The 24,269-nt window shown below is 32.9% G+C and carries 19 protein-coding genes and 1 pseudogene; all 20 read left to right on the top strand.

Annotated features, from left to right (window positions below):
* Position 1: 1 nt before the first annotated feature.
* Positions 2-2,365: a glycogen/starch/alpha-glucan phosphorylase gene (locus C3E89_RS01395; RefSeq protein ID WP_236910708.1), complete on the top strand. Its 2,364-nt coding sequence runs from the start codon at positions 2-4 to the stop codon at positions 2,363-2,365.
* Positions 2,366-2,390: 25 nt separating this feature from the next.
* Positions 2,391-3,716 (top strand): sugar ABC transporter substrate-binding protein, encoded by a 1,326-nt coding sequence (locus C3E89_RS01390; protein WP_236910707.1) that lies wholly within the window; start codon positions 2,391-2,393, stop codon positions 3,714-3,716.
* A 75-nt stretch (positions 3,717-3,791) separates the two neighbouring features.
* Positions 3,792-4,262: a hypothetical protein gene (locus tag C3E89_RS01385; RefSeq protein ID WP_236910706.1), complete on the top strand. Its 471-nt coding sequence runs from the start codon at positions 3,792-3,794 to the stop codon at positions 4,260-4,262.
* Between the two features lies 1 nt (position 4,263).
* On the top strand, positions 4,264-6,189 hold the full coding sequence (locus tag C3E89_RS01380) for a carbohydrate ABC transporter permease (RefSeq protein WP_236910705.1): 1,926 nt from the start codon (positions 4,264-4,266) through the stop codon (positions 6,187-6,189).
* Positions 6,189-7,082, top strand: a complete 894-nt coding sequence (locus tag C3E89_RS01375) for a sugar ABC transporter permease (protein WP_236910704.1) — start codon at positions 6,189-6,191, stop codon at positions 7,080-7,082. The genes C3E89_RS01380 and C3E89_RS01375 overlap by 1 nt, the downstream gene beginning before the upstream one ends.
* Positions 7,083-7,128: 46 nt before the next feature.
* Entirely contained in the window at positions 7,129-8,214 is a 1,086-nt protein-coding gene (locus C3E89_RS01370; RefSeq protein WP_236910703.1) for an ABC transporter ATP-binding protein, read from the top strand.
* Between the two features lie 23 nt (positions 8,215-8,237).
* Positions 8,238-9,263 carry a LacI family DNA-binding transcriptional regulator gene (locus C3E89_RS01365; RefSeq protein ID WP_236910702.1) on the top strand — a complete coding sequence of 342 codons (1,026 nt, stop codon included), beginning with the start codon at positions 8,238-8,240 and terminating at the stop codon, positions 9,261-9,263.
* 138 nt (positions 9,264-9,401) lie between these two features.
* Positions 9,402-9,542, top strand: coding sequence for a hypothetical protein (locus C3E89_RS01360; protein ID WP_236910701.1), 141 nt, complete (start codon positions 9,402-9,404; stop codon positions 9,540-9,542).
* 43 nt (positions 9,543-9,585) lie between these two features.
* Positions 9,586-10,182: pseudogene (locus C3E89_RS01355) on the top strand (6-phospho-beta-glucosidase); the annotation flags it as partial.
* Positions 10,183-10,567: 385 nt separating this feature from the next.
* Positions 10,568-11,239, top strand: a complete 672-nt coding sequence (locus tag C3E89_RS01350; protein WP_236910700.1) for a Crp/Fnr family transcriptional regulator — start codon at positions 10,568-10,570, stop codon at positions 11,237-11,239.
* A gap of 85 nt (positions 11,240-11,324) precedes the next feature.
* A complete protein-coding gene (locus tag C3E89_RS01345; RefSeq protein WP_236910699.1) occupies positions 11,325-11,996 on the top strand; it encodes a DUF969 domain-containing protein in 672 nt (223 codons plus the stop codon).
* Positions 11,997-12,015: 19 nt separating this feature from the next.
* Positions 12,016-12,921 carry a DUF979 domain-containing protein gene (locus tag C3E89_RS01340; protein ID WP_272876547.1) on the top strand — a complete coding sequence of 302 codons (906 nt, stop codon included), beginning with the start codon at positions 12,016-12,018 and terminating at the stop codon, positions 12,919-12,921.
* Positions 12,922-12,934: 13 nt separating this feature from the next.
* Positions 12,935-13,582, top strand: a complete 648-nt coding sequence (pcp, locus tag C3E89_RS01335; protein WP_236910698.1) for a pyroglutamyl-peptidase I — start codon at positions 12,935-12,937, stop codon at positions 13,580-13,582.
* 776 nt (positions 13,583-14,358) lie between these two features.
* Positions 14,359-15,114 (top strand): DeoR/GlpR family DNA-binding transcription regulator, encoded by a 756-nt coding sequence (locus tag C3E89_RS01330; RefSeq protein WP_236910697.1) that lies wholly within the window; start codon positions 14,359-14,361, stop codon positions 15,112-15,114.
* Positions 15,115-15,131: 17 nt separating this feature from the next.
* Positions 15,132-16,061, top strand: a complete 930-nt coding sequence (pfkB, locus tag C3E89_RS01325; protein WP_236910696.1) for a 1-phosphofructokinase — start codon at positions 15,132-15,134, stop codon at positions 16,059-16,061.
* A gap of 16 nt (positions 16,062-16,077) precedes the next feature.
* Positions 16,078-16,518: a PTS sugar transporter subunit IIA gene (locus C3E89_RS01320; protein ID WP_236910695.1), complete on the top strand. Its 441-nt coding sequence runs from the start codon at positions 16,078-16,080 to the stop codon at positions 16,516-16,518.
* 20 nt (positions 16,519-16,538) lie between these two features.
* Positions 16,539-17,906, top strand: coding sequence for a PTS fructose transporter subunit IIC (locus tag C3E89_RS01315; protein WP_236913421.1), 1,368 nt, complete (start codon positions 16,539-16,541; stop codon positions 17,904-17,906).
* Between the two features lie 554 nt (positions 17,907-18,460).
* Positions 18,461-19,321 carry an S-layer homology domain-containing protein gene (locus C3E89_RS01310; RefSeq protein WP_236910694.1) on the top strand — a complete coding sequence of 287 codons (861 nt, stop codon included), beginning with the start codon at positions 18,461-18,463 and terminating at the stop codon, positions 19,319-19,321.
* 39 nt (positions 19,322-19,360) lie between these two features.
* Positions 19,361-20,620 carry a hypothetical protein gene (locus tag C3E89_RS01305; RefSeq protein WP_236910693.1) on the top strand — a complete coding sequence of 420 codons (1,260 nt, stop codon included), beginning with the start codon at positions 19,361-19,363 and terminating at the stop codon, positions 20,618-20,620.
* An 87-nt stretch (positions 20,621-20,707) separates the two neighbouring features.
* Positions 20,708-24,269 (top strand): S8 family serine peptidase (locus C3E89_RS01300; RefSeq protein WP_236910692.1); only part of this gene is annotated, 3,562 nt, incomplete at its 3' end.

The raw sequence follows: 24,269 nt of genomic DNA, 5'->3' as shown, positions 1-24,269 counted from the left end.
TATGGTATCCACGAGAAAAATGATAAATAGAATGGAAGCTTATACTTTAACAAACTTTAGGAAGAGTATTGATGACTGTAATAGTAAAGAAAGATATATTGCCTTAGTTAAAGCATTGATGGAAGATATAGTGCCTAGGTGGATCAATTCTTTGAAAAAACACGAAGATAAAAAGAAGGCATACTACCTTTCAGCTGAATATTTAATGGGGAGAGCATTAAGTAACAATTTAATTAATATGAAATTACAATCTGAAATAAAGGATTTATTGGAAGAACTGGACATTGACTACAACAGCATAGAAGAAACAGAAGAAGATCCTGGTTTAGGAAACGGTGGTTTAGGAAGGTTGGCAGCATGTTTCTTAGATTCGGCTGCTACGTTGAACTATCCATTAATGGGATACGGTATTAGATATGAATATGGGATATTCCGTCAAAGGCTTAAAGACGGATTTCAAGTTGAAGAAGGGGACGACTGGCTGCAATTTGGAGATCCTTGGTCCATAAGAAGGGATAATGAGAAAGTTCTAGTGAGTTTTGCTGATAGTGATGTAATTGCAGTTCCCTATGATACTCCAATTATTGGTTATGGTGGAAAGACAATAAATACCTTAAGACTATGGCAGGCAGAAGCTGTCAATCCCTTTGATTTAGAACAATTTAATCAGCAAAACTATCATCTATCTATAAAGGAAAGGAATGATGCAGAAATCATATCAAAAGTACTATATCCAAATGATACAAAAGATGAAGGAAAAATACTTAGATTAAAACAACAATATTTTTTCGTTTCTGCATCTTTACAAGATTTGGTTAGAAATCATCTTAGTAAATATGATACTTTAGATAATTTTCATGAGCACCATGCAATACAGTTAAATGACACTCATCCAACAGTTGCAATTCCAGAGATGATGCGAATATTAACCGATATCTATGGGATGGATTGGGATAAGGCATGGGAAATTGTTATCAATACTTTTGCTTATACGAATCATACCATTATGCAAGAAGCTTTGGAAAGGTGGCCAGTAAAATTCTATAAAATTTTACTGCCAAAGGTATACAAAATAATTGAAAGAATAAATGAAGATTTAGTAGAAGAACTTAAAGAAAAGGGCATATCTTATGATGCAATAAACCAGTACAAGATAATAGAAAAGGACAATATAAATATGGCATATCTTGCAATTAATGGAACCCACTCAACTAATGGTGTAGCAAAGGTACATTCAGATATTTTAGCTAAAAGGGAATTAAACAATTGGTATAAACTCTATCCTGAAAGGTTTAATAACAAAACTAACGGGATTACCCAACGAAGATGGCTATTAAAGGCTAATCCAGAACTTTCAGAGTTTATAACAGAATTATTGGGTTCAGAACTTTGGATAACCAAATTAGAAGAATTAAAGAAATTGGAAAAGTATAAAGATGATGAAAACGTTTTAAAAAGATTCTTAGACATAAAACAAATTAAGAAGAATCAGCTAGCAGAATATATTAAAAAACAGGAAGGTATAGAAATAGACCTATATTCTATTTTTGATATTCAAATCAAAAGGATTCACGAATATAAGCGGCAGCTTTTAAATGCCTTCCATGTGTTGGATCTATATTACAGGTTAAAGGAAAATCCAGATCTTGATATGGTCAACAGAACCTTCATCTTTGGTGGAAAGGCAGCACCAGGATACCATAGAGCTAAAGGAATTATAAAATATATAAACGAAATAAAAGAACTAATTAACAATGATAAAGATATAGATGGAAAGATAAAAGTAGTATTTATAACTAACTATGGAGTTTCCTATGGGGAAAAGCTATTTTCAGCAGCAGATATTTCAGAGCAGATTTCCACAGCTGGTAAAGAAGCTTCAGGTACAGGAAATATGAAGTTTATGCTAAATGGTACTCCTACTATTGGAACATTAGATGGGGCAAATATAGAAATAGTAGAGGAAGCAGGAGAGGATAATAACTTCATATTTGGGTTAAGGGTTGAGGAAATAGAAAATCTAAAAAACACCTATAATCCAAAGGAGTATTACCAAAAAACAGAAGGACTTAAAAGAGTAGTAGATTCTTTAGTAGATGGAACCTTTAGCGATGGCAATACTGGAGTATTTAAAGAACTGTACGATTCCATTTTAGAAGGAGCTTCTTGGCATAGGCCAGATATGTATTATTTGATGAAGGATTTTGATAGCTATAGAGATGCTCACAAAAGAGTTAATGATGCCTATACAAACAGAATGGAATGGGCAAAAAAATGCTGGATCAACATGGTTAATGCAGGCAAATTTAGCTCTGACAGAACTATAGAACAATATGCTAAGGAAATATGGGGTATTAAAAATTAGTTTATATAAAATGGGAGGGAATAAAATGAAAAAAACTGGTGTTTTATTATTAGCGTTAGTATTGTCTTTGGCTCTGGTAGCCTGCGGTAGTGATGAGTCAACTAGTGTAGAAAACGATAGTAGCCCAGAGGAAGTTGGAGAAATTCAAGAAACTATTTCCGTACAAGTAGAGGAAGAATGGTTACCTCATTATGAAAAGGCAGCAGAAAGGGTTAAAGAAACATATCCAGGTGCAACTATTGAGTTTATAGTAACAAGTTCTTTTGATCATCTAGATGTACTAGATGCAACAGATGTTACAAATGAAGATGTGGCAGATGTATTTGCCATTCCAGCAGATAGAATATATGGATTAGCACAAAATGAAGCCTTAGCAGCAATTGATGCTAAAACCATGGCAGCAAATGTAGGAGGTTTTCCCAATTATGATGAAGGTCTTGGTGGAAACTTCAAAATAGGAGAAGATTATTTGGCATTCCCTATGAATATCGAAACCTTAATCATATTTGCAAACAAAGCCAATGCAGAGGCTAATGATATAGATTTATCAGAAACTATAGAATTTACTAATCTGGGAACAGAAGATATGCTAATACCAGTATTCGATGCTTGGTTTGGTGTTGCAGTAACTAACTCAGCAGATATAGAACTATTGGGCATAGATAACTCAGGAAATCTTTTTTCAGATCTGACTGCAGAATTTAATGAATTACCAGAAGAAAAACAAGGAGTATTTACGGCATTGTTCAATTATTGGAAAGCTCATAACGAAGCCAAAACATCTCTATGGGACGAAGATGCAGCTTGGGGATATATGGATACCGCCTTTAGTTCTGATGGTCATACATCTTTAAGACTTGAAGGTCCTTGGTCTACAGGTAGTTTATCTAATCTAGCTAATAGTGGAGAAGATTTAGAAATACTACCCATAAATAAAGTTACAGTTAATGGAAAACCATTAGCTCATTGGAAAGGTGGTTGGGGTCTATCCGTTAATTCTCGAGTAGAAGAAAATGAAGAAAAAAAGTTACTCAGTCAAAAATTCATCGAAGAGGTAGTAAATCCTGAATATGCAGTAGAATTTTTTAAGGCTACAGGCAAAATATTAGAAAATGTGCCACTATCTGACTATGAAGATTCTGATCTATCACAAACAGATAAAATGGTAATTAGAGCAGTTATTGAGTCCTATGAAGCTGCTCCAGCTCGTCCATTGTTTATAGAATGGGGTTCTGTTTGGGATACATGGAAGAATTCAATCCTCTCATGGCCAAATACTAAACCAGCCACTGTAGAAGATGCATATAAAGAAATAAAAGCATCTTTTGATGCTATGATGCAAACTTTTTAAGGAAATTAACAAGGTCTTTAGGGAAGAATCGTTTAAGTTTTCTTCCCTAAAGATTTATATTAAATAGGAGGAAACATGAATTTTAACATAAAATTACCTGAAAAACAATTTTATAGTATATTGATATTATGTTCTATAATCATCCTTCTAAACTCTTTAGAAGTCATGATAAATGTAAAGGATATAAGCATTTATAATGAATGGATTGATGGGATAAATATATCAGAGTCTCCTAATACTGAAGGCGTAAACTATTATCAACTGTACCTAACAAGTAATCTTACCTATTTTTTCATCAAAATAATAATCCCTATGGCTCTGGGTATTTACACATATTTTGCTTTTAAATATACTAGAGTCAATAAAATATACGTACATATATGGGCTATACTATTGTCTGGAAATCTAATTCATGTCATAATTGAACAAAAAATTGATTCCATATTTTACTATATCAATATACTGTGTTATATAATATTAATAACCAAGATATTAGCCTTAAGCAAGTTAATACAAAATAGTAGCATTGATAAAAGGTGGGAGTGAGTTGATTAGTAATGATATAGAATTAAAGAAGTTTAAATTTGAAGAAAAGAAGTTTTTAAAAACTTTGAAGGCCAATAAGAAAAAATTTAAAAACTCACTAGATAAAACTTTGCCGTATAAGGCAAAGAAACTTAAAGTAGATTTATTTCTAGCTCAAGAAAAAGGTCAATTCTACAAGGACTATGTAGCTTTGAGCTATGATGCAGAGTTCGAGTATGAACAATCCAATCTTTTAATGGAAGAATTACCTGATATAATCCATAATATAATTGATAGAACATTAGACATAGAAAAAGCTTTGATAGAAAAGAAAAACATTGATCCAAACAGAGAGAGAAAATTTAAGAAAGAATTTAAGGAATTTAAAAAAGAACATAAAGCGTTTTTAAAGGAAGAAAAAAGAAAATTACAAGAAAAGAGAAGAAAAGGGTCAATTTCAAAAAAAGCTCAAGTAAATGAAATCAATATTCTCAAACAAAAGTACAAAGAAAAAATAATACTTAAATCCTATGAATCTCAGCGAAAAACTAATAGGGAATTTATAAAGAATACAAGACATGAAATAAAGGAAAATACAAAAATAAATCTAAAGATATTGAATTCGAATATGGCAGATATACGTAGAAAAATCCCTATTGAGGTTGAAAAGACTAAACCCAAAGTAGCCTATTTCACCTTTCTATTTCCTGGAATAGGTCAGATGCTTAACAAGCAGTATAAAAAAGGGTTTATATTTCTATTAGCAAGTTTATTTATTTACCTTATTGCTATTCCATATGCCTTAGGATTTGGAAACTATCAAGGAGAGGGAATAAGGGGACTTATCTCGCTAGCTGAAGGAGGGAGAAGAATAGATAAATCTCTAATATTTATGATAGAAGGTATAATAGCCATATTTCTAGTGATTTTATCTTTATTTCTTCTATATTTTTCTTTTAAAGATGTGTTAAAAGTAGAGAAAGATACTATAAAAGGGGTTAGGCCAAATAATTGGTTTGAAACAAAAACTTATTTAAGTGAAGAAGGTTTTCCCTATGTTGCCAACCTTCCCGCTCTTATAGTAATAATATTTATGGTATTAGTTCCAGTTACTACAACTATCCTATTATCTTTTACTGGAATGGATCCTCAACATCAATCTAAATTTAGCTGGATAGGGATTAAAAACTATAAAATGATATTTCTAGGGGAAGGCTTAGCTGGTTCTGTTTTCTGGCTCACTTTAGGATGGACTTTAGTCTGGACTTTGCTAGCAACCAGTTTAGCCATATTTATAGGATTTATATTAGCCTTATTAGTCAATAACGATAGAGTCAAAGGAAAAACCATATTTAGAACTATTTATTTACTACCTTGGGCTGTACCAGCTTTTATTTCTATAATGTTTTTTAGCATAATGTTATCTCCAAATGGAGCCATTTCACAATTAGTTAACAATATCTGGGGTCTTGAGATGAGTGTAAAGACCAATACAACTCAGACTAGAATTGCATTGATTTTATTACAAGGATGGTTAGGAAGTTCATATATATTCTTGTTATCTACTGGAGTACTGCAATCTATACCTAGTGATCTATATGAAGCATCGGAAATTGATGGGGCTACAACATGGCAAAAATTAAGACATATCACACTACCTATAGTGCTATTTCAAACTGCACCTTTGCTGGTAGGCCAATATGTATTTAACTTCAACAACTTCTCTATAATATATTTATTTAATGGAGGAGGTCCCTTTGAACCGAGTAAATACGGAAACTTAGCAGGTTCTTCTGATCTGCTTATCTCATATATATATAAATTGACCATAGAAAATCAATATCAAGGTATAGGTGCAGCTATTACAGTTTTCGTTTCCATTGCAGTAATGCTTGTTTCATTTCTAGGATATAGAAGTTCTAAAGCCTTTAAAGAGGAGAGATTGTAATGAAATTGTTAAGAAAAAAGGAGAAACTATATCTATCGGACAAACGACCATTGAGTATTACAGGTAAGATATTGTTGGTTATAACATATATTATACTCATATCTTGGGCAATAGCTATTTTGTGGCCTCTTTTCCAAATGGTTTTATCAGCATTTAATGGGAAACAAGAACAATATCTAATGCTTAATGACCAGTTTACCTTTTCACTAAAACATTTTGAATATCTGTTTAATAATACTTTGTTTTTACAATGGACAAAGAATACCATATTAATCGCATTGGCTACAGCAGTTTTGATATTGTTAATAGTTTCGTTAACTGGCTATGCCTATTCAAGATATAGATTTAAAGGTAAAAAAATATCCTTAATGGCTATGATGCTTATACAAGCTATACCTACATTTGCAGGGATTACCGCCTATTTTACCATGTACTCTGTCATATCTTCAATAAACCCTGGTTTTACAAGACAGATGATGCTAGTGTTAATATATGCAGGAGGAGGAATAGCCAATAACACTTTTATCCTAAAGGGATATATCGATTCAATATCTACAGAATTAGACGATGCGGCTAAAATAGATGGATGTTCCAATCTCCAAGTTTACAGATTGATTATCATGCCAATAGCAAGACCTATGCTTGCTCTAATAGCTTTGTGGTCATTTATTGGTCCATTTATGGATTATTTATTACCAAAGGTATTACTGACAAGCCCAGAAACCTATACGTTAGCAGCAGGATTGTTCACGTTGATAAACGATGTTAGAACCTTAAACCAACCTGCTTTTGCAGCAGGAGGATTGCTTACAGCTATCCCTGTGGTAATACTATTCATAGCTTTACAAAAAGAATTGGTTTCAGGTTTAGCAGAGGGTTCAGTAAAAGGTTAAGAATAGCTCTATCATATGAAACTATTAAGGGTTTGGAGGTTGTTTTATGAAAGTTATTTTAAAGAATATAGGTAAAAAATATGAAGGACGAGAAGAATTTACATTAAGAGGTATAGATTTAAAAATAGAAAGTCAAGATTTTTGTGTTATACTAGGTCCATCGGGATGTGGTAAGACAACATTGCTTAGGATGATAGCAGGACTTAACTCTATAACAGAAGGGGATTTATATTTTAACGATAAAAGAGTGAATAAAATTCCCCCTAAAGATAGAGATATAGCCATGGTTTTTCAATCCTATGCCTTATATCCCCATATGACCGTATATGATAATATGGGATTTTCTCTATTGATGAGGAAGGAAAATAAAAAAATTATTCACGAAAGGGTAGTGGAGGCGGCTAAATTGCTAAAACTTGAGGAATATCTGTATTCCAAGCCTTCAGATATTTCGGGGGGACAGAGACAGAGAGTTGCTCTTGGACGAGCCATAGTACGAAAACCTAAGGTATTTCTAATGGATGAACCATTATCTAATTTAGATGCTAAGCTTAGGGAACATATGAGAGTAGAACTAGTTAGACTTCATAAGACCTTGGGAAGCACTACTGTATATGTGACTCATGATCAAACGGAAGCTATGACTATGGCTACAAAGATTGTATTGATGAATGATGGAAAAATTCAGCAAGTAGGAAAGCCAGAAGATTTTTATAATAAACCAGCTAATATATTTGTGGCTAAGTTCATTGGTTCTCCTACTATAAATATAATCGATGGAAGTATGATAAATGGGAAATTTGTATCCAAAGATGGTATTATAAAGGTTAGTCCTTCAGAAGAAGATGGCAAGCTTTTGGAATTTTATGAGGGAAAAGAAGTATCATTGGGGATTAGAGCAGAAAGGTTTGAAAGCGGTGGCAAACTAGGAGATACCTTTGAATGTACTATAGATGTGGTAGAAATGCTGGGAAAAGAAAAAATATTATATACCCAATTAGAAAATGGACATGAATTGCTTATATCTGTACCTGGACATTATGAATACAATGAAGGAGAAAAACATTCCTTTGGATATGATATTAGTGCATTACATTTCTTTGATAGTCAAACAGGAGAAAGGATAAACTGAGGATATAGAAGAGAGGTGATACCATGAAAAGAAACAAACAAGTAACAGCTGATGATGTAGCCAAGTTAGCAGGAGTTTCTCCATCTACAGTATCAAGGGTAATATCTAATAGTCCTAGGATTAGTGAGGCTACAAGAAAAAAGGTGCTAAAATGCATGGATGAATTGGGTTATTATCCAAATGCTAATGCTAGATCTTTGGCCATTAAAAAAACTGGAACCATAGGAATAATAATACCTACTACATCGGAAGATTATTTTTCCAATCCTTTTTTTACCGAATCCATTAGAGGGATTATTAAAGGTGCTTCCAATTCGGGTTATGACCTTTTATTATCCACTAATACGGAAAAAGGTGAAGAGCTTAAAATAATCCAAAAATTCATAAAAGGCTCTAAAGTTGATGGAGTAATACTAATGACTAGTAAGGTCAATGACGAATGTATAAAATATTTACAGATGATGGATTTTCCCTTTTCTATAATAGGTTCTACCAACGAGAAAGATGAAAAAATAAATCAGGTGGATAATGATAACTATCTTGCAGCTTATGAATTAACCAATCATATTATTAATATTGGAAGGAAACGGATTGCTATGATAGTCGGAGATATAGATTTGATAGTAAGTAAAAAGCGGGTAAAAGGCTATAAAAAAGCCTTAATGGAGGCGGGGATTGATTTTGATGAAAATTTACTATTTAGTGGTAGCTTTGATGAAAAGACTGGATACGATTATGCAAGGCAAATATCAAAAATCAAACCACTGCCAGATGGGTTAATAGTAGCAGATGATTTGGTAGCCTTTGGAGCAGTAAAAGCCTTTGAAAACCTAGGAATAGATATACCAAGAGATATAGCCATAGCCAGTTTTAACAACAGTACCCTTGCTAAGCATTCAAATGTACCTTTAACTTCTGTAGATATAAATGCCATCCAGTTAGGACGAAAAGCAATGGACTTATTAGTAGATGCCATAGAGAAAGACGTGAGGGGAAAGAAAGTAACTATACCCTATACTATCTATGAGAGGGAATCGACTAGAGGATAGAATATCATATATTTATCATTGAAATACTATAAAATCTTTGATATAAGACAATACATTTGTGACAAAAAAATGAAAAAAAGGAAAGGCCTCTGATATAATGTTATTCACCACAAAAAACAAGTATCGGAGGCCTTTCCTATGAAAACAATTAAGTATTCGACACCTTCGGAAACAGAAGAGATGAGGTTTCATCAAAGAGTAGTTGAATATGCAATTAAATATGATAATGATGCAAAAGTTGCTAGAAGATATCACACCAGCCGTCAACAAGTATGGTGATGGAGAAAAGAATACGATGGCACATTACAGTCTTTAGCAAAAGATGGGCATGTTACCATGTGAGTATCATATGTATTATTACCTTCAGGATGATATGCTTAAAAAGGCAATAGAGTCCTATCAAAAAGGAGAAACTAGGGCAGAAGTAGTTAAAGAAGTAGAAAGAGAATTATTTGAATTATATAAGGACTCAGATCTTAAAGAAAAACCAGAACAACTTTCAAAACGTGGTGGCGCACACTATTCAGATGCTGCTTGTGAAACAATAAGCTCTATTTACAACGATAAGCAGAATATAATGGTTGTTAGCACAAGAAACAATGGTGCATTGCCAGATTTGCCAGATGATGTTGCAGTAGAAGTAAGCAGCGTCATGACAGCAGCAGGTCCAAAACCAATTGCTTTTGGGAAATTAAATGCTGCAGCAAGAGGCTATCTCCAATTGATGAAGGCAATGGAAGAGTTAACCATTGAGGCAGCAGTTACAGGAGATTATGGTGCAGCCTTGCAAGCATTTACTATCAATCCATTAGTTCCAGCAGGTAATATCGCTAAAAAATTATTAGATGAGATGTTAATAGCACATAAGGATTATCTACCACAATTCAAGGATTCAATTGAAAAAATAGAAAAGAAATAGATGCACCAAGGACGGATCTTTTTGCATCATAGATTTGTCGTCGCACCCTAGGTAGTGTAAAAACCCTAGGGTGCGACGACAATATTATTATGAGGCATGTTGGGAATTGAATAGTTACATAGCAAAATCAAAACAAACCTTGAAAAATTTGAAAATTTTTCTTTGAAAAAACTATAGACCCTTGCGGTTGATACATTGAGACAATGGGATGTTTTTGGCTGTCCCATTATTTTTATTCCTATGGTCATTACTAGAACTAGTTTCCTTGAATAGCTTACTGTATGGCTAGAGTTAAGGAGGAAGCTAGCTGGTTAGGCTTTAGATGGCTGGCAATATTCTACTATGATATAATATAGCAAATAAAGGAATATTGGAGGTTGAAAAGATGTATAATGAGTATTTTCAGGTAGAGCGGCAGGAAAAAATGAGAAGCTCATTTTTAGAAATTGGTAAAAGGGGAAATATGAGAAAATATCCTAAAAATAGTTTGATTCAAATAAAAGGTGAAGATGCAATATGCATTGTAATGAGCGGAAATCTCAAACAATCTATTTATAGCTTGGAGGGTGAAGAAAAAATCCTCTATTTACTTCGAAGTGGAGAAATATTTAAGGAAATGGATTATTTTGCTGGGGGAGAAGCCAAATTGGAGACAACAGCTTTGAAAGATAGTACCATATCCGTATTAGATAAAAGGGTAGTTGAAGAAATACTCCTTGAGAACCCGAGTATCTATAGAGATATAATTCACAGCATCACAAGAAAGTTTAGGATAGCCATGTTTCAAATGCTCAATATGGCTTTTAGTGATTCTATTGGTAAAGTGGCAGATACACTTGTCAGATTATATTACCAAGAAGGCGAAGAGATGGTCCAAGGCAAAAAGATAAACGATAGATTTACCCACGAAGAAATTGCTAACCTTATAGGCTGCTCAAGGGTAACGGTAACTAGAGTATTGAATAGGTTTAAAGATGAAAACATAATAAATATTATGAACGGTGAAATCGTAATTAAAGATATAGAAAATTTAGAAAAATATATTAGATGGAAATAAAATTGTAGTCTAGTATACAGAGAATTATTCCCCTATATTATATACTTAAATTGATTGAAAATAAAAACAATGGAGGTGGGGATGAATGGTAAAACTTCTAGGGATTGTAATCATCGTTATAGGATTTATTCTAAAACTAGATACTATAGCTGTAGTTCTCACAGCAGGAGTAGTAACTGGATTAGTAGGGGGTTTAAGTTTTGGAGAAATACTCAATATTTTAGGTGAGGCTTTTGTGACAAATCGATATATGACAGTATTCTTTGTCACATTACCTATTATAGGGCTACTGGAGAGATATGGTCTTAAACAAAGAGCAGCAGAACTTATAAGTAAGCTAAAAGCTGCAACTACTGGAAAGATATTATCAATCTATATGGTTATCAGAACAATAGCAGCAGCACTCTCTTTGAGAATAGGTGGACATGTTGAATTTATAAGACCCCTTATATATCCAATGGCAGAAGGAGCAACTAGAAATAAATATGGAGATATTTCTGAAGACGCAGTAGAGGGTATAAAGGGCATGGCAGCTGCAGTTGAGAATTATGCAAACTTCTATGGGCAAAATGTATTTATAGCTGCAGGGGGAGTATTACTAATAGTAGGGACGCTGAATGAGCTGGGAGTTCAGGTTACAGAAAAAGAAGTGGCAAACGCCTCTATACCTATAGCCATAATTGCAGTTTTGCTGACAATTGTTCAATTTAGAATATACGATAAAAAACTTGATAAATTTATGTCAAAAAGCAAATAATTTAAGGTCGGTGATTATATTGGCGTTGGAAATATTATATATACTATCTGGGATAGTATCATTGATAACTGCAATATACTCTTTTAAAGATGAGAGTTTAGAGAGTAGATTTGGGACAGGACTTTTTTGGGGAATACTTTCCATTACATTTATATTTGGAAAAATTTTACCTGCGAAATTTGTTGGAGTATTAGTACTTTTAATGGGAGTATTGACTGCAACAAACCAGGTTAGAATAGGAAGTTTTAAAGAGATAAGTGAGAAGTTTAAAATAGAAAAATCAAAAATATTAGGAAACAAATTGTTCATACCAGTATTAAGTATTGCTATATTCGCTTTTGTTATCGGTCAATTTACATCCCTTGGTGGATTGGTAGGGATGGGTATTGGTGCTATTGTTGCTACTGTTTCGGGCTTTATTATAACCAAAGCTAGTGCTAATGAAGCTATAGAAGAAGGAAATAGATTACTTCAACAAGTAGGACCTTTTTCCATACTTCCTCAATTGTTAGCTGCTTTAGGAGCATTATTCAATGCAGCTGGAGTGGGAGAAGTTATAGCTAGTGGTATCTCAAAGGCGATACCTACAGGAAATATAGTATTTGGTGTTATAGCTTATTGTGTTGGAATGGCTTTGTTTACTATGATAATGGGAAATGCTTTTGCTGCATTTGCAGTTATAACAGCAGGTATTGGAATTCCATTTGTATATAGTCAAGGAGCAAATCCAGCTATAGCTGGATCATTGGCGTTAACTGCTGGGTATTGTGGTACACTACTTACTCCTATGGCAGCAAACTTCAATGTAGTTCCTGCAGCAATACTTGAAATAAAGGATAAAAATGGAGTTATAAAAATTCAAGCACCAATAGCATTGACACTATTAGTTATACATATAGTACTCATGCTTGTCTGGGCATTTTAAGGAGGTTTGAAAAATGAAGATATTAGTTACTGGATTTGATCCCTTTGGAGAGGAAAGCGTAAATCCTGCTTATGAAGCAGTAAAAAGGTTAGATGATAAAATCGCTGGAGCGGAGATTGTCAAGGTTGAAATGCCTACGGTATTTAATAAGTCTATAAAAAGATTAGAGGAAGCTGTTGAAAGAGAAAATCCTGATATAGTTATATGTGTAGGACAAGCAGGAGGAAGATTTGATATTACTATAGAAAGAGTCGCTATAAACATAAGCGATGCACCTATAGAAGATAATGAAGGAAATATGCCCATAGATGAACCAATATTTGAAGATGGAGAGCCAGCATATTTTTCCAAACTCCCTATAAAGGCTATGGCTCAAAAAATAAGAGAAGGGAATATCCCTGCAAGTATATCAAATACTGCTGGAACTTATGTATGTAATCACATCATGTATGGACTTCATTATCTAATTGATAAGAAGTATCCTAATATAAGAGGTGGATTCATTCATGTTCCTTTTCTTCCTAAACAAGTAGTTGACAAAAGAGCCACAGCAAGTATGAATTTAAATGATATCATTAAGGCCTTAACCCTTGCTATTGAAGCAGCAGTAGAAAATAGAGAGGATATAAAAATTTCAGAATGCCAAAGTCAAACTCATTAAAAAAGAGGGACAGTGGGGACGGTTCTCACTGTCCCATACTATATCTCCTGTAGACTTATTTCAGCATTGAATTTACAAACCATATTTTTTATTTTAAGAAACCACATAGTCTTGATAGTAGATTAGCTTTTCTGAAAGTTCAAATGTGATGGTGAGATTTTCAGTTTTCTTTGCGACAATAGTTGTAGTGCAGTAGCGTCAGATACTGGATAGTATTCTATAGCTTTCTTAAATATCTTTTAAATTGGTCATATCTAAAATCAACATAATATAACTAATCCTTTTATTACCCACCTATGGTGACTTTCAAATCATATTTCCCATATATTCTTTAACTTTTGTATTTTCTTGTACTTTGGTGGTTGTAAAATTATTAATTTGTATTCTAAAGTTATCCTTACAAAAAGAGCTTTATTAAACCCTTCATAATATTAAGTTACTGCCAAAGTTAAAATAACTGAGTAGTGAACCTTGAAAGTTTCAAAAAACTAAATGCGTCAAACAAGGGGAAAATATACCCTTTTTTAGTAAAACCCTTAATGTATTTAGTAAACAAAACTGCTCAAGATAGTTTTTATGATGAGAATCTTACTTTTTTAGCTATGAATAATTCGGGATTAATCTAATCCTTGGCTATTTTCCTTAAAAATAAATATATATATTGACAAATCAACAAGTTTGGAATAGAATATAAATAAGCATAAACAAGCATAAAAAATCAAAAACAATCACAAAATGTAAATAAAACAATTATAAACAATCAAAGGAGAGACAATATGTTTGCTGAAGAACGTAGGTTGAAGATAGCAGAGATAATAAATAGAGGAGATAGTGTAAAGGTGGGGGAGTTATCTAGAGAGTTCGGGGTATCTGAATCGACAATTAGAAGAGATTTAAATGAGCTAGAAAGGTTCGGGCTAATAATGAGGACTCATGGAGGGGCTGTATCTACACAGATTAACAAATTAGAGGCCACTTTTGTTGAAAAACAGGATAAATATTCAGAGGAAAAAGAAAGAATAGGAAAGATAGCAGCAAAACAAATAAAAGATGGAGATACTGTAATATTAGACTCTGGAACTACTACTTGGCATCTATCAAAATTTATTAATGCCAAAAATATAACTATTATAACCAATTCTATCGCATTAGCAAATGAATTATCTAATAGGGAGGATATTCAGTTAATAAACACAGGTGGAATCATAAGAAGCAATACTAAAGCTCAGATAGGTTCTATTGCAGAAAAAACTATAAGACAATTTAGGGTAGATAAAACGTTTCTAGGAGCAAATGGTGTATCTTTAAAATCTGGAATAACGACTCCAACGTTACAAGAAGCAGGGGTAAAGCAAGCTATGATGGATGTAGCAGATAAGGTATATCTATTAGTAGATGAATCCAAATTTGAGCAAGTTTATTTTTCTTGGATATGTGACATTAAAGATATTAACTATATAATAACCAATAGAGAAAGACCTAAGGAGGAAATGGAGTATTATGAAAATATAGGTATCAATATATTGGCTTAATACTGAGGGAGGATAATATGATCTATACTGTAACATTAAATCCAGCTATAGATAAGACTATAGTAATAGATGAATATAGAAGAAGTAAAGTAAATAGAAGTTTAGTTTCTAGAAAGGATGTAGGGGGCAAAGGAATTAATGTATCCAAGGTGTTGAAGGTACTTGGTGTAGATAGTGTATGTACAGGTATATTGGGAGATGAAAATTCTAGTTTTTTTCTAGACTATTTAGAAGGTTTAAACATTGAAACCGATTTTTATATAATTCCGGGAGAAAATAGAACCAATATAAAGATAGTTGAAAAAAGATATCGAACTATTACAGATATAAATGACAAGGGATTTATAATGGAAAAGAAGGAGATAAAAGATTTCCTAAATTATTTTTTAGCACTGGTAGAAGAGGATGATTTAGTAGTATTATCTGGTAGTTTACCTGAAGGAATTGAGCATCATATATATAGAGATATTACCCAGGTGTTAAAAGAAAAATCAGTTAAGGTGATTTTAGATGCAGATGGAAGTCCAATGATTAATGGTGTAGAGGCTATACCCTATGCTATAAAGCCGAATATTCATGAATTGAAGAAGATAGTAAATGTAGATGAAAAGGACATAAATTCCATTTTAAAAGGGGGGAGGAAATTAATTGATAAAGGAATAGAAAAAGTATTGATTTCTTTAGGAGCAGAAGGTGCTGTATATACCACTACAAAAAATACCTATATTTCTAAAGGGATTGAAGTACCGATAGAGAGCACTGTCGGTGCAGGGGATGCAATGGTTGCAGGATTAATTTATGCTATTGAAAATGATCTTACTGATTATGAAGCTCTTAAATTAGCCATAGCTTGTGGCACAGCAAAGGTTATGACTGAGGGTACTAAAATACCAGATATAGATACAATAAGAGAAATATCAAAAAATATTACAGTAAAACCCTTATGATAAAGGAGAGAGGATTGTGGAAATTGGAAAACTATTAACACAAGATAGGATTTCTTTCGATTTACAAGGAAGGAATAAGGAAGAAGTTATAGACGAATTAATAGAGATTTTATATAAGGATGGTGCAATTAAAGACAAAGAAGGCTTTAAATTAGCAGTTATGAAAAGAGAAGAAGAATTCTCTACTGGAATTGGCTATGGAATAGGAATACCTCATGGGAAAAGTGAAGCTGTTTATCAAGCTGCTATAGCTTTTGGAATAAGTAAGGATGGAATTAATTTTAATTCCATGGATGGGCAGCCAGTTAATTTAATATTTTTAATAGCAGTTCCAAATAAGTCTGATGATATACATTTAAAAATACTAAGCTTTATATCAAGAAGACTTATGCATAGTGATGTAAGAGATAAGTTAATGAAAGCTCAAAACTATGAAGATATATTGGAAGCTTTCTAAAATATTGGAAAGGGGGAAATATTGTGAAACTATTAGCAGTAACATCTTGTCCTACCGGGATAGCGCACACTTATATGGCTGCTGAAGCTTTGCAAATGGCAGCAAATGAGGCTGGAGTAGATATTAAGGTAGAGACATATGGATCTATAGGTGTAGAAAATGAAATAACAGAGGAAGAAATTAGAGAAGCCCATGCAGTAATAATAGCTGCAGATACTAAGATTGATAAGACTAAATTTGATGGACTTCCTATTTTAGAGGGAACTGTCCAAGACGCTATTAAGAATCCTAAACAGCTAATTGAAGATGCTATGAAATTGGAGAAGACTAAGGAGCATGTTGAAAAAGTTCATAAAGAAAAAGACAGACATACGCAAATTAAAAAAGGACCATATCAACATCTAATGACAGGGGTTTCATACATGATACCATTTGTAGTAGCAGGTGGTATATTGATAGCAATATCCTTCGCTTTTGGTATACATGCCGCTGATAATGAAGGGACTTTACCTTGGGCTTTAAATCTAATTGGTGGAGGTTCAGCTTTTGCTCTTATGATACCTATACTGTCTGGATTTATAGCTTATTCAATAGCTGATAGGCCTGGATTAGTACCAGGAATGATAGGAGGTATGCTATCTAGTCAAATTGGCGCAGGATTTTTAGGAGGAATTATTGCAGGATTTTTAGCAGGTTATATTATAGTTTTATTGAGGAAGTGGATAAAGCTACCTAAGACAATGGAAGGGCTAATGCCAGTATTAGTTTTACCTTTATTATCGTCATTAATTGTAGGGTTGTTGATGATCTATGTAATTGGTACTCCTGTAGCAGCAATGAATGCAGGATTATCAAATTGGCTAGATAATCTACAGGAAGGTAGTGCAATAGTATTAGGGCTTGTACTTGGATTGATGATGGCATTTGACATGGGGGGACCAATAAATAAAGCTGCTTATACTTTTGGAGTAGGAACTATTGCGGCTGGTCAATCTTCTTCAGTGATGGCAGCAGTTATGGCAGCTGGTATGACACCGCCTATAGGCATAGGGATTGCAACACTTCTTTATAAAAGAAAATTTACAAAGGAAGAAAAAGAAGCTGGAAAAGCTGCTTTAGTTTTAGGAATATCTTTTATAACAGAGGGAGCCATTCCATTTGCAGCTGCTGATCCAATAAGGGTAATACCTTCTTTAATGGCGGGTTCTGGTGTGGCAGGAGCATTGACTATGTTATTTAAAGTAAAATTAGCAGTTCCACATGGAGGAGTCTTCGTACTACCAATTCCAAATGCAGTTGAAGGAGTATTGTTATATACTATAGCTATATTAGTAGGAACTATAATTACAGCCATTATGGTAGGCAATTTAAAAAGATCTATAGAATAAAGAAGTGTCGGTAATAGTTCTACTTGCCTATTATACTGAGATAAGGCTTAATATGGTAACTTACGTCATCAAACCAATGTACTAAAAATGACATCTATTTTTAAATTATTGATTTAAAGAGAAAATATTTTACAAAAGATATCTCAGAAGAGTTAGGTTGATAATAATGCCTTTGACTTATAAAATAAACAGCAGCAAAAAGAATTTTTTCTTTTTGCTGCTGTTTATTTTATAAAAATCGTTAGACAATTTTCATATAGATAAGACTTTTTTAGATATAAAAAATTATCAAAATAAAAAGTAAATACATTTACCACCATGAAAAACAATAGAAATCATAAGATAAAGTCAGAAAAAAACAACTTATTTATTACAAGATATGATAAAAAATAATAAGGATTGTCTGTAAAATAAAATAAAAGTACAAGCTAATTAAAACTTCACATCTAAGTAGGTAGCAACTCAAAACTGTTCCATATTTCATATCAAGTAGAAAATCACAAAGGAAGGAGGAAAATTTATAAAAAAGAATCTGAATAAGAGGTGAACTAAGAATGGTAGGTAATAAACATAGAAGAGTATTATGGATGGTTATGACAGTAATTTTATTAATATCTGTATTTCCTTTAGAAGGACATGCCCAAATTAACGATATTTCAGGCTATTGGGCTGAAAAAGTAATATTGCAATGGATTGAAAGAGGATTGGCAAATGGTTATTCTGATGGTACCTTTAAACCAAATAATGAAATTACAAGAGCAGAATTTATGAAATTGACAAACAATGCCTTCGGATTTTCAGAGGAAAAAACGATAGATTATGTTGATGTAGTAGAAGGACAATGGTTTTATGATACAGTACAAAAGGCATCAGCTGCTGGCTATGTAACAGGATATAAAGATAATACAATTAAACCAAATAATCCAATTACTAGGGAAGAAGTTGCAACTATTATAGCTAGAATAATGAATCTAGATTTAAATGAAAAGGGAATTGAAGATTTTATAGATAAAGACAAAATAAGTTGGAGTAGTGGATATGTAGGGGCAGTAGTTGCTAGAGAATATATGATAGGATTTCCAGATGGTTCTTTTAAACCTCAAAGGAACATAACTCGAGGAGAAGCCATATATGCTTTAAACAATATTATTGGTAAAGTAAAAATCAATGATGTTGAAGCAATAGTCAAACAAGATTTTCTGGGGATTACCTATATACATGTAATTTCTAATTCAGAGGACAAGCCAACAGAAGTAAAAGCCAATGGTCAAAAATTAGCCTATGATGAAAATGATGGGAAGTGGAAAGGATCAACTTTAGATTTAGAAATAGGAGATATAGTTAAAATTTCTGTCTTTAGAAACGGAGAAGAAGAAACTATGACTATTAAGGTAAAAGACATGACGGATAGTTAAAACTTTAGAATAATATTGATTGTAGAAGGGGGTTTTAAATTGAAAAAGTTAAGTTTTAATCAAATATTGTCATTTATAATAATAGCATTATTGGTACTTCCAGCTTTTGTATTTGCATCTTCTGGAACCAATGTAAATATTAAAAATGTCTATTTTAAAGATGAAAATGGGAATATGGTATTTGTTGATTATGAAGAAGCTATAAGCAACTCAATGGAGGGAGATCATACACTCTATGATGCTATTAGACATTATGTTGGGACCGCAGAAGAAAAGGGATGGACTTTATATCTAGAAACTAATAGTGGAATAATATTAGATTTTAGGTTAGCAATGATAGACAATTTATTTAAACTTAGGGATATTATTAACAATGAAAAATATAAAGTTGATGGACAAATTGAATATACCCACGAGTTGAAAGTGGTTGATGGGGTTGCGAGAATAGTTGAAATTGAAGATGAAGATCCAGGGGATCCTGATGACCCATATATTATAAGTATAACTTCTGTACCTAATATTGAAGTTGATATAGGCACATCAGAAGAAGAAGCTATAAGTAAATTGCGTAAGACTACAACCATAAAAGATAGCGAAGGGGATACCCATATTGTAAGTTTAGACTGGAGCATTAGAAATTATGATAAAGATTTAGAAGGAGAATATATAGCTATAGGAGTTTTTGAGTTACCAGAGGGAATTAAAAATAGATTGGGCTTAGAACTAAAGGTAGAAACTACTGTTAAAGTAATTGTTCCAGTAGTTAAAGACTGGCCAGTGGAAGTAGAGAATGTATTTGTTGGAGAGAGTGATATCACTAGTAATACTTATGTAAATATTGAAATAAAGGAAGAATATGTGGCAAAGGTTATAACTGTATATGTAGACAATGTACCAACTAATAAAATAGAAGGTGCACAATCTCAATGGAGGGTTAGAGTAGAAGATGGTACTACGATAGAAGATTTAAAAGGAAGAATATCTGTTACATTAGATGAAGAAGATGTAGAAGAACCACAAATAATTGCTACTTTTCGTCCATCGTTTATACCTACCTTTGGATATGTTTCTATTGAAGTCAATAATATAGAAAATGCTGAAAAGTTTGATGTTGTATATCATTTATCCGATAGTGAAGATGGGACAGAAAACATTATGGAAACAGATATAGTTCCTATTGGAGAGGAATCTGGAATGATATTTTACAATATAAATCAATATGACACTGTAGATATTAGAATTTATGATGGAAATGATGTATTTATTTATATTTTTGAAGATGTAGTTTTAAATCATTAATAGTTAATTTCATTAGAATTAAAATCAGCCCAAAGGTTCTGTTTCCTTTGGGCTAAATTGCAAAAAAAATTAAGAGGAGGAGATCATTTGAAAATAAGAATTAGAATCCTTTCCATATTATTAATACTTTCTTTAATATTATCTGGTTTTGCCTTTGCAGAAAATCAAAATAATTTAACTGAAAGGCAAAGGAAAATACACCGGAAGGTAATAGAGCAATTTGGTTCAGATCCTTTAAGTAAGATTGAAAAAGATTCTGTTTCTACTGATGATATCTTTGAAGATAGTGAAGAAGTAAGAATAATTGTTGAATTAGAATCAAAACCCTCTATAGTCTATGCAACAGAAAGAAATATGTCTTATAGAGAACTAAATTTAGCTAGTCAAATTGAAAAACAAATAGAGATTGAACAAGAGAAGGTTAAACAAAATATTTTATCTAATGATATAAGAATGGATTTCATTCACAATTTTAAAACTGCCTTTAATGGTTTTAGTGGCAAAGCCAAATATGGGGATATTCCAGCAATAGAGAAATTGCCTTATGTAAAAAAAGTATATATTGCAAATGAATATGAAAGACCTATAATCAAACCAGATTTGGATTCATCTAACGATATGATTGGTTCAATCCCTACTTGGGATATAGGTTATGAAGGAGAAGGTACTGTAATAGCTATTATAGATAGCGGTGTTGACCCAACCCATAAGGACATGGTGCTTAGTGAAAGTACTAATCCAAAACTAACTAAAGAAACAATAGATAGAATGGATCTACTCGGAAAGTATTTCACTGAAAAGATTCCTTACGGATATAATTACTATGATTTAAATAATGAGATTCGTGATTTAGGGCCTGCTGCTTCTGAACACGGGATGCATGTAGCAGGTATTGCAGGGGCAAATGGAGATATCGAAAATGGTGGTATAAAGGGTGTTGCACCTGAAGCTCAATTATTGGGTATGAAAGTATTTTCCAATGATCCAATCTATGCCACAACATTTAGTGATATATATTTAGTAGCTATAGACGAAGCTGTAAGATTAGGCAGCGATGTTATAAATATGAGTTTAGGGTCTGCTGCTAGTTTCTATATTCCAGAATCAGCAGAGGATATTGCCATAACAAATGCAACAGATAATGGAATAGTATGTTCAGTTTCAGCAGGCAATTCAGGATCCTTTACCTATGGATGGACAAATACTAATTATGGATATCCTTGGAAACAAAATCCAGATATAGGAGTAGTAGGTGCTCCTGGATTGAATAAGGATACAATACAAGTGGCTTCTATAGAGAATAGCCACCAAAAAGTAAACTCTTTGTTCTATGAATTAAATGGTGAAGAACACTATATTCCGATGGCTATAGCTGGAAATATTGACCCTGCAGATAGACTACCAGGGCTCCAGGAGTTTGTTGACGGAGGATCGGGACATCCTTCTGAATTGACGAATGTAGAAGGGAAAATAGCATTGATTATACGTGGAGGATCAACCCCTAATTTCGCTGATAAAATACAAAATGCTCAGGATGCTGGGGCAGCTGGAGTAATAGTGTATAATCATGAGGCTGGCGGAGAGGAATTGGTAAATATGGCAACTCCATCAGTATTAAAAATACCTGCTATATTTATAGGGTATCAGGGTGGAACTAGTTTAATGGAGTTAGAAGAAAAATTTATAACTTTTTCTGATGAATTATTGACTGTACCTAATCCAAATGCAAATTTAATGGCAGAATCCACATCATGGGGTACAACTCCTTCACTAGAACTAAAACCTGAAATCACTGCTCCTGGTAGATATATATATTCGACATTAAATGATAATAAATATGGAATGATGAGTGGAACTTCTATGGCAGCACCACATGTTGCCGGTGGAGCAGCTCTTGTTATGGAATATATAAAGGAGCATGAAGAATACAGTAGTTTAAGTTTAGATGAACAGACTAAACTTGCTAAGGTTATCTTGATGAATACTGCTAATATAGTCTGTGATGAATATGGTTATGAATATTCTCCAAGAAGACAAGGAGCAGGACTAATGAATCTTTATGGGGCTATTAGTACTCCTGTTAGATTGGTAGAATCTAGAACCAATGAAGCTAAAGTAGAATTAAAGGATTTTCAAGACACGTCTTTTACCATGAATTTCAAAGCTATAAATGATTCTAATGAAGATAAGACCTATAACGTAGATATAAAAATTTTAATGGATTATATTTTTCCTGATACCAATTTAAACTCTTTAACATCGGATTATATTTCTAATGCAAATATTTATGCACCAGAAAATATAACTATTCCTGCTAATGGAGAAGTAGAATTTGCAGTTATGGTAGATATTGGTACAGATAATTCAATTTATCCAAATATGTTTGTCGAAGGTTTTGTAATATTGTCTGATCCTCAAGATGAGAATCCAACTATTTCTGTGCCCTATGTAGGGTTCTATGGAGATTGGGGAGAACCGGATATACTTGATGGACTGAGATTTATAGATCAAGAGGAATCATCTTATTTCAATGCTTCTGGTATGCTTTATGTAGATTTAGAAGGAAATGCTTATTACTATTCTACACCTAATCGTATATTTATGAGTCCTGGAACCATAGATGGTTTAATGTTTGGAACCGATAATGTTCTTCCATACCTATCATTTTTAAGGAATGCAGAAATTGTTAATTATAAGATATTAGATGGAGAAGGAAATCTTCTAAGGACAATTCTAATGGAAGAATATCAGAGAAAGAATTATATAGATGGAGGTAGGTATTCTCCAGTTTCCATGATAATGGATGCTTGGTGGCATGGGGATGTAAATGGAGAAATATTACCAGATGGAGATTATTATTATGAGATTGAGACCAGAGTTCATTATGATAAGGCAGAAAAACAGTCTAAACGGATTCCTATTACTATAGATACAGTGGCCCCAGAGATTATAGAACTAGTTTTTGATGAAGAAACTAATAAAGTTTCTTGGAAAGTGGTAGAAGAGAATGCTGGAATCTTAGGTTTTGTAGTTAGTATAAATGGTGAAACAATTGATAATGACCTAATAATAGCTAATCCAGATGAAATGTCTTACGAAATAGATATGAGTGGATATATAGGAGATAATCTGGTGGAAATAATAGCGGTAGACAATGCTTATAATACAGGATTTGCTGAAATAACGGCTGCTATAGATAATGCTCATCCTTATATATTCTTGCTCCAACCAAAATTACTTGAAACATATACTACAAATCAAGTCCAATTTGAAGGTTACATTGGAAGATTTGAGTTATTAGATAAATTAATGATTAACGGCGTAGAAACAGAGTTTGAATATTTAGACCATGTAGATATACAACATCCTGATGACCCATCTACAATATTGTATTCGGGGCCTGCTTATAGTTTCAATAAAAATATTGATCTAGAGGATGGATATAAAGAGATTAGCGTTGAAGCTATATCTAAATCAGGTGCGAAAGGAAGTATAGTGAGAAGGTTCTATGTTGATACAACGCCACCCCAACTGGATATAGCAGTTACTGAAATAGATTATGAAAATAAAAAAGCTGAATTGGAGATTAGAATGTTTGATAACCTTGGATATTTGAGATTGTTCTTAGGTGATAGTCAAATATATCTTT

This window comes from Clostridium sp. Cult1 (assembly GCF_021655095.1).
Taxonomy (GTDB): domain Bacteria; phylum Bacillota; class Clostridia; order Tissierellales; family Tepidimicrobiaceae; genus Schnuerera.
The sequence above is the reverse complement of the archived record's forward strand: the minus strand, read 5'-3'. Positions and strand labels throughout refer to the sequence as shown.

What these genes read in the sequence shown, in the direction of transcription:
- C3E89_RS01395 (WP_236910708.1), top strand. Translation starts at nt 2, where the DNA reads ATGGTATCCACGAGAAAAATGATAAATAGAATGGAAGCTTATACTTTA.
- C3E89_RS01390 (WP_236910707.1), top strand. Translation starts at nt 2,391, where the DNA reads ATGAAAAAAACTGGTGTTTTATTATTAGCGTTAGTATTGTCTTTGGCT.
- C3E89_RS01385 (WP_236910706.1), top strand. Translation starts at nt 3,792, where the DNA reads ATGAATTTTAACATAAAATTACCTGAAAAACAATTTTATAGTATATTG.
- C3E89_RS01375 (WP_236910704.1), top strand. Translation starts at nt 6,189, where the DNA reads ATGAAATTGTTAAGAAAAAAGGAGAAACTATATCTATCGGACAAACGA.
- C3E89_RS01370 (WP_236910703.1), top strand. Translation starts at nt 7,129, where the DNA reads ATGAAAGTTATTTTAAAGAATATAGGTAAAAAATATGAAGGACGAGAA.
- C3E89_RS01365 (WP_236910702.1), top strand. Translation starts at nt 8,238, where the DNA reads ATGAAAAGAAACAAACAAGTAACAGCTGATGATGTAGCCAAGTTAGCA.
- C3E89_RS01360 (WP_236910701.1), top strand. Translation starts at nt 9,402, where the DNA reads ATGAAAACAATTAAGTATTCGACACCTTCGGAAACAGAAGAGATGAGG.
- C3E89_RS01350 (WP_236910700.1), top strand. Translation starts at nt 10,568, where the DNA reads ATGTATAATGAGTATTTTCAGGTAGAGCGGCAGGAAAAAATGAGAAGC.
- C3E89_RS01345 (WP_236910699.1), top strand. Translation starts at nt 11,325, where the DNA reads ATGGTAAAACTTCTAGGGATTGTAATCATCGTTATAGGATTTATTCTA.
- pcp (WP_236910698.1), top strand. Translation starts at nt 12,935, where the DNA reads ATGAAGATATTAGTTACTGGATTTGATCCCTTTGGAGAGGAAAGCGTA.
- C3E89_RS01330 (WP_236910697.1), top strand. Translation starts at nt 14,359, where the DNA reads ATGTTTGCTGAAGAACGTAGGTTGAAGATAGCAGAGATAATAAATAGA.
- pfkB (WP_236910696.1), top strand. Translation starts at nt 15,132, where the DNA reads ATGATCTATACTGTAACATTAAATCCAGCTATAGATAAGACTATAGTA.
- C3E89_RS01310 (WP_236910694.1), top strand. Translation starts at nt 18,461, where the DNA reads ATGGTAGGTAATAAACATAGAAGAGTATTATGGATGGTTATGACAGTA.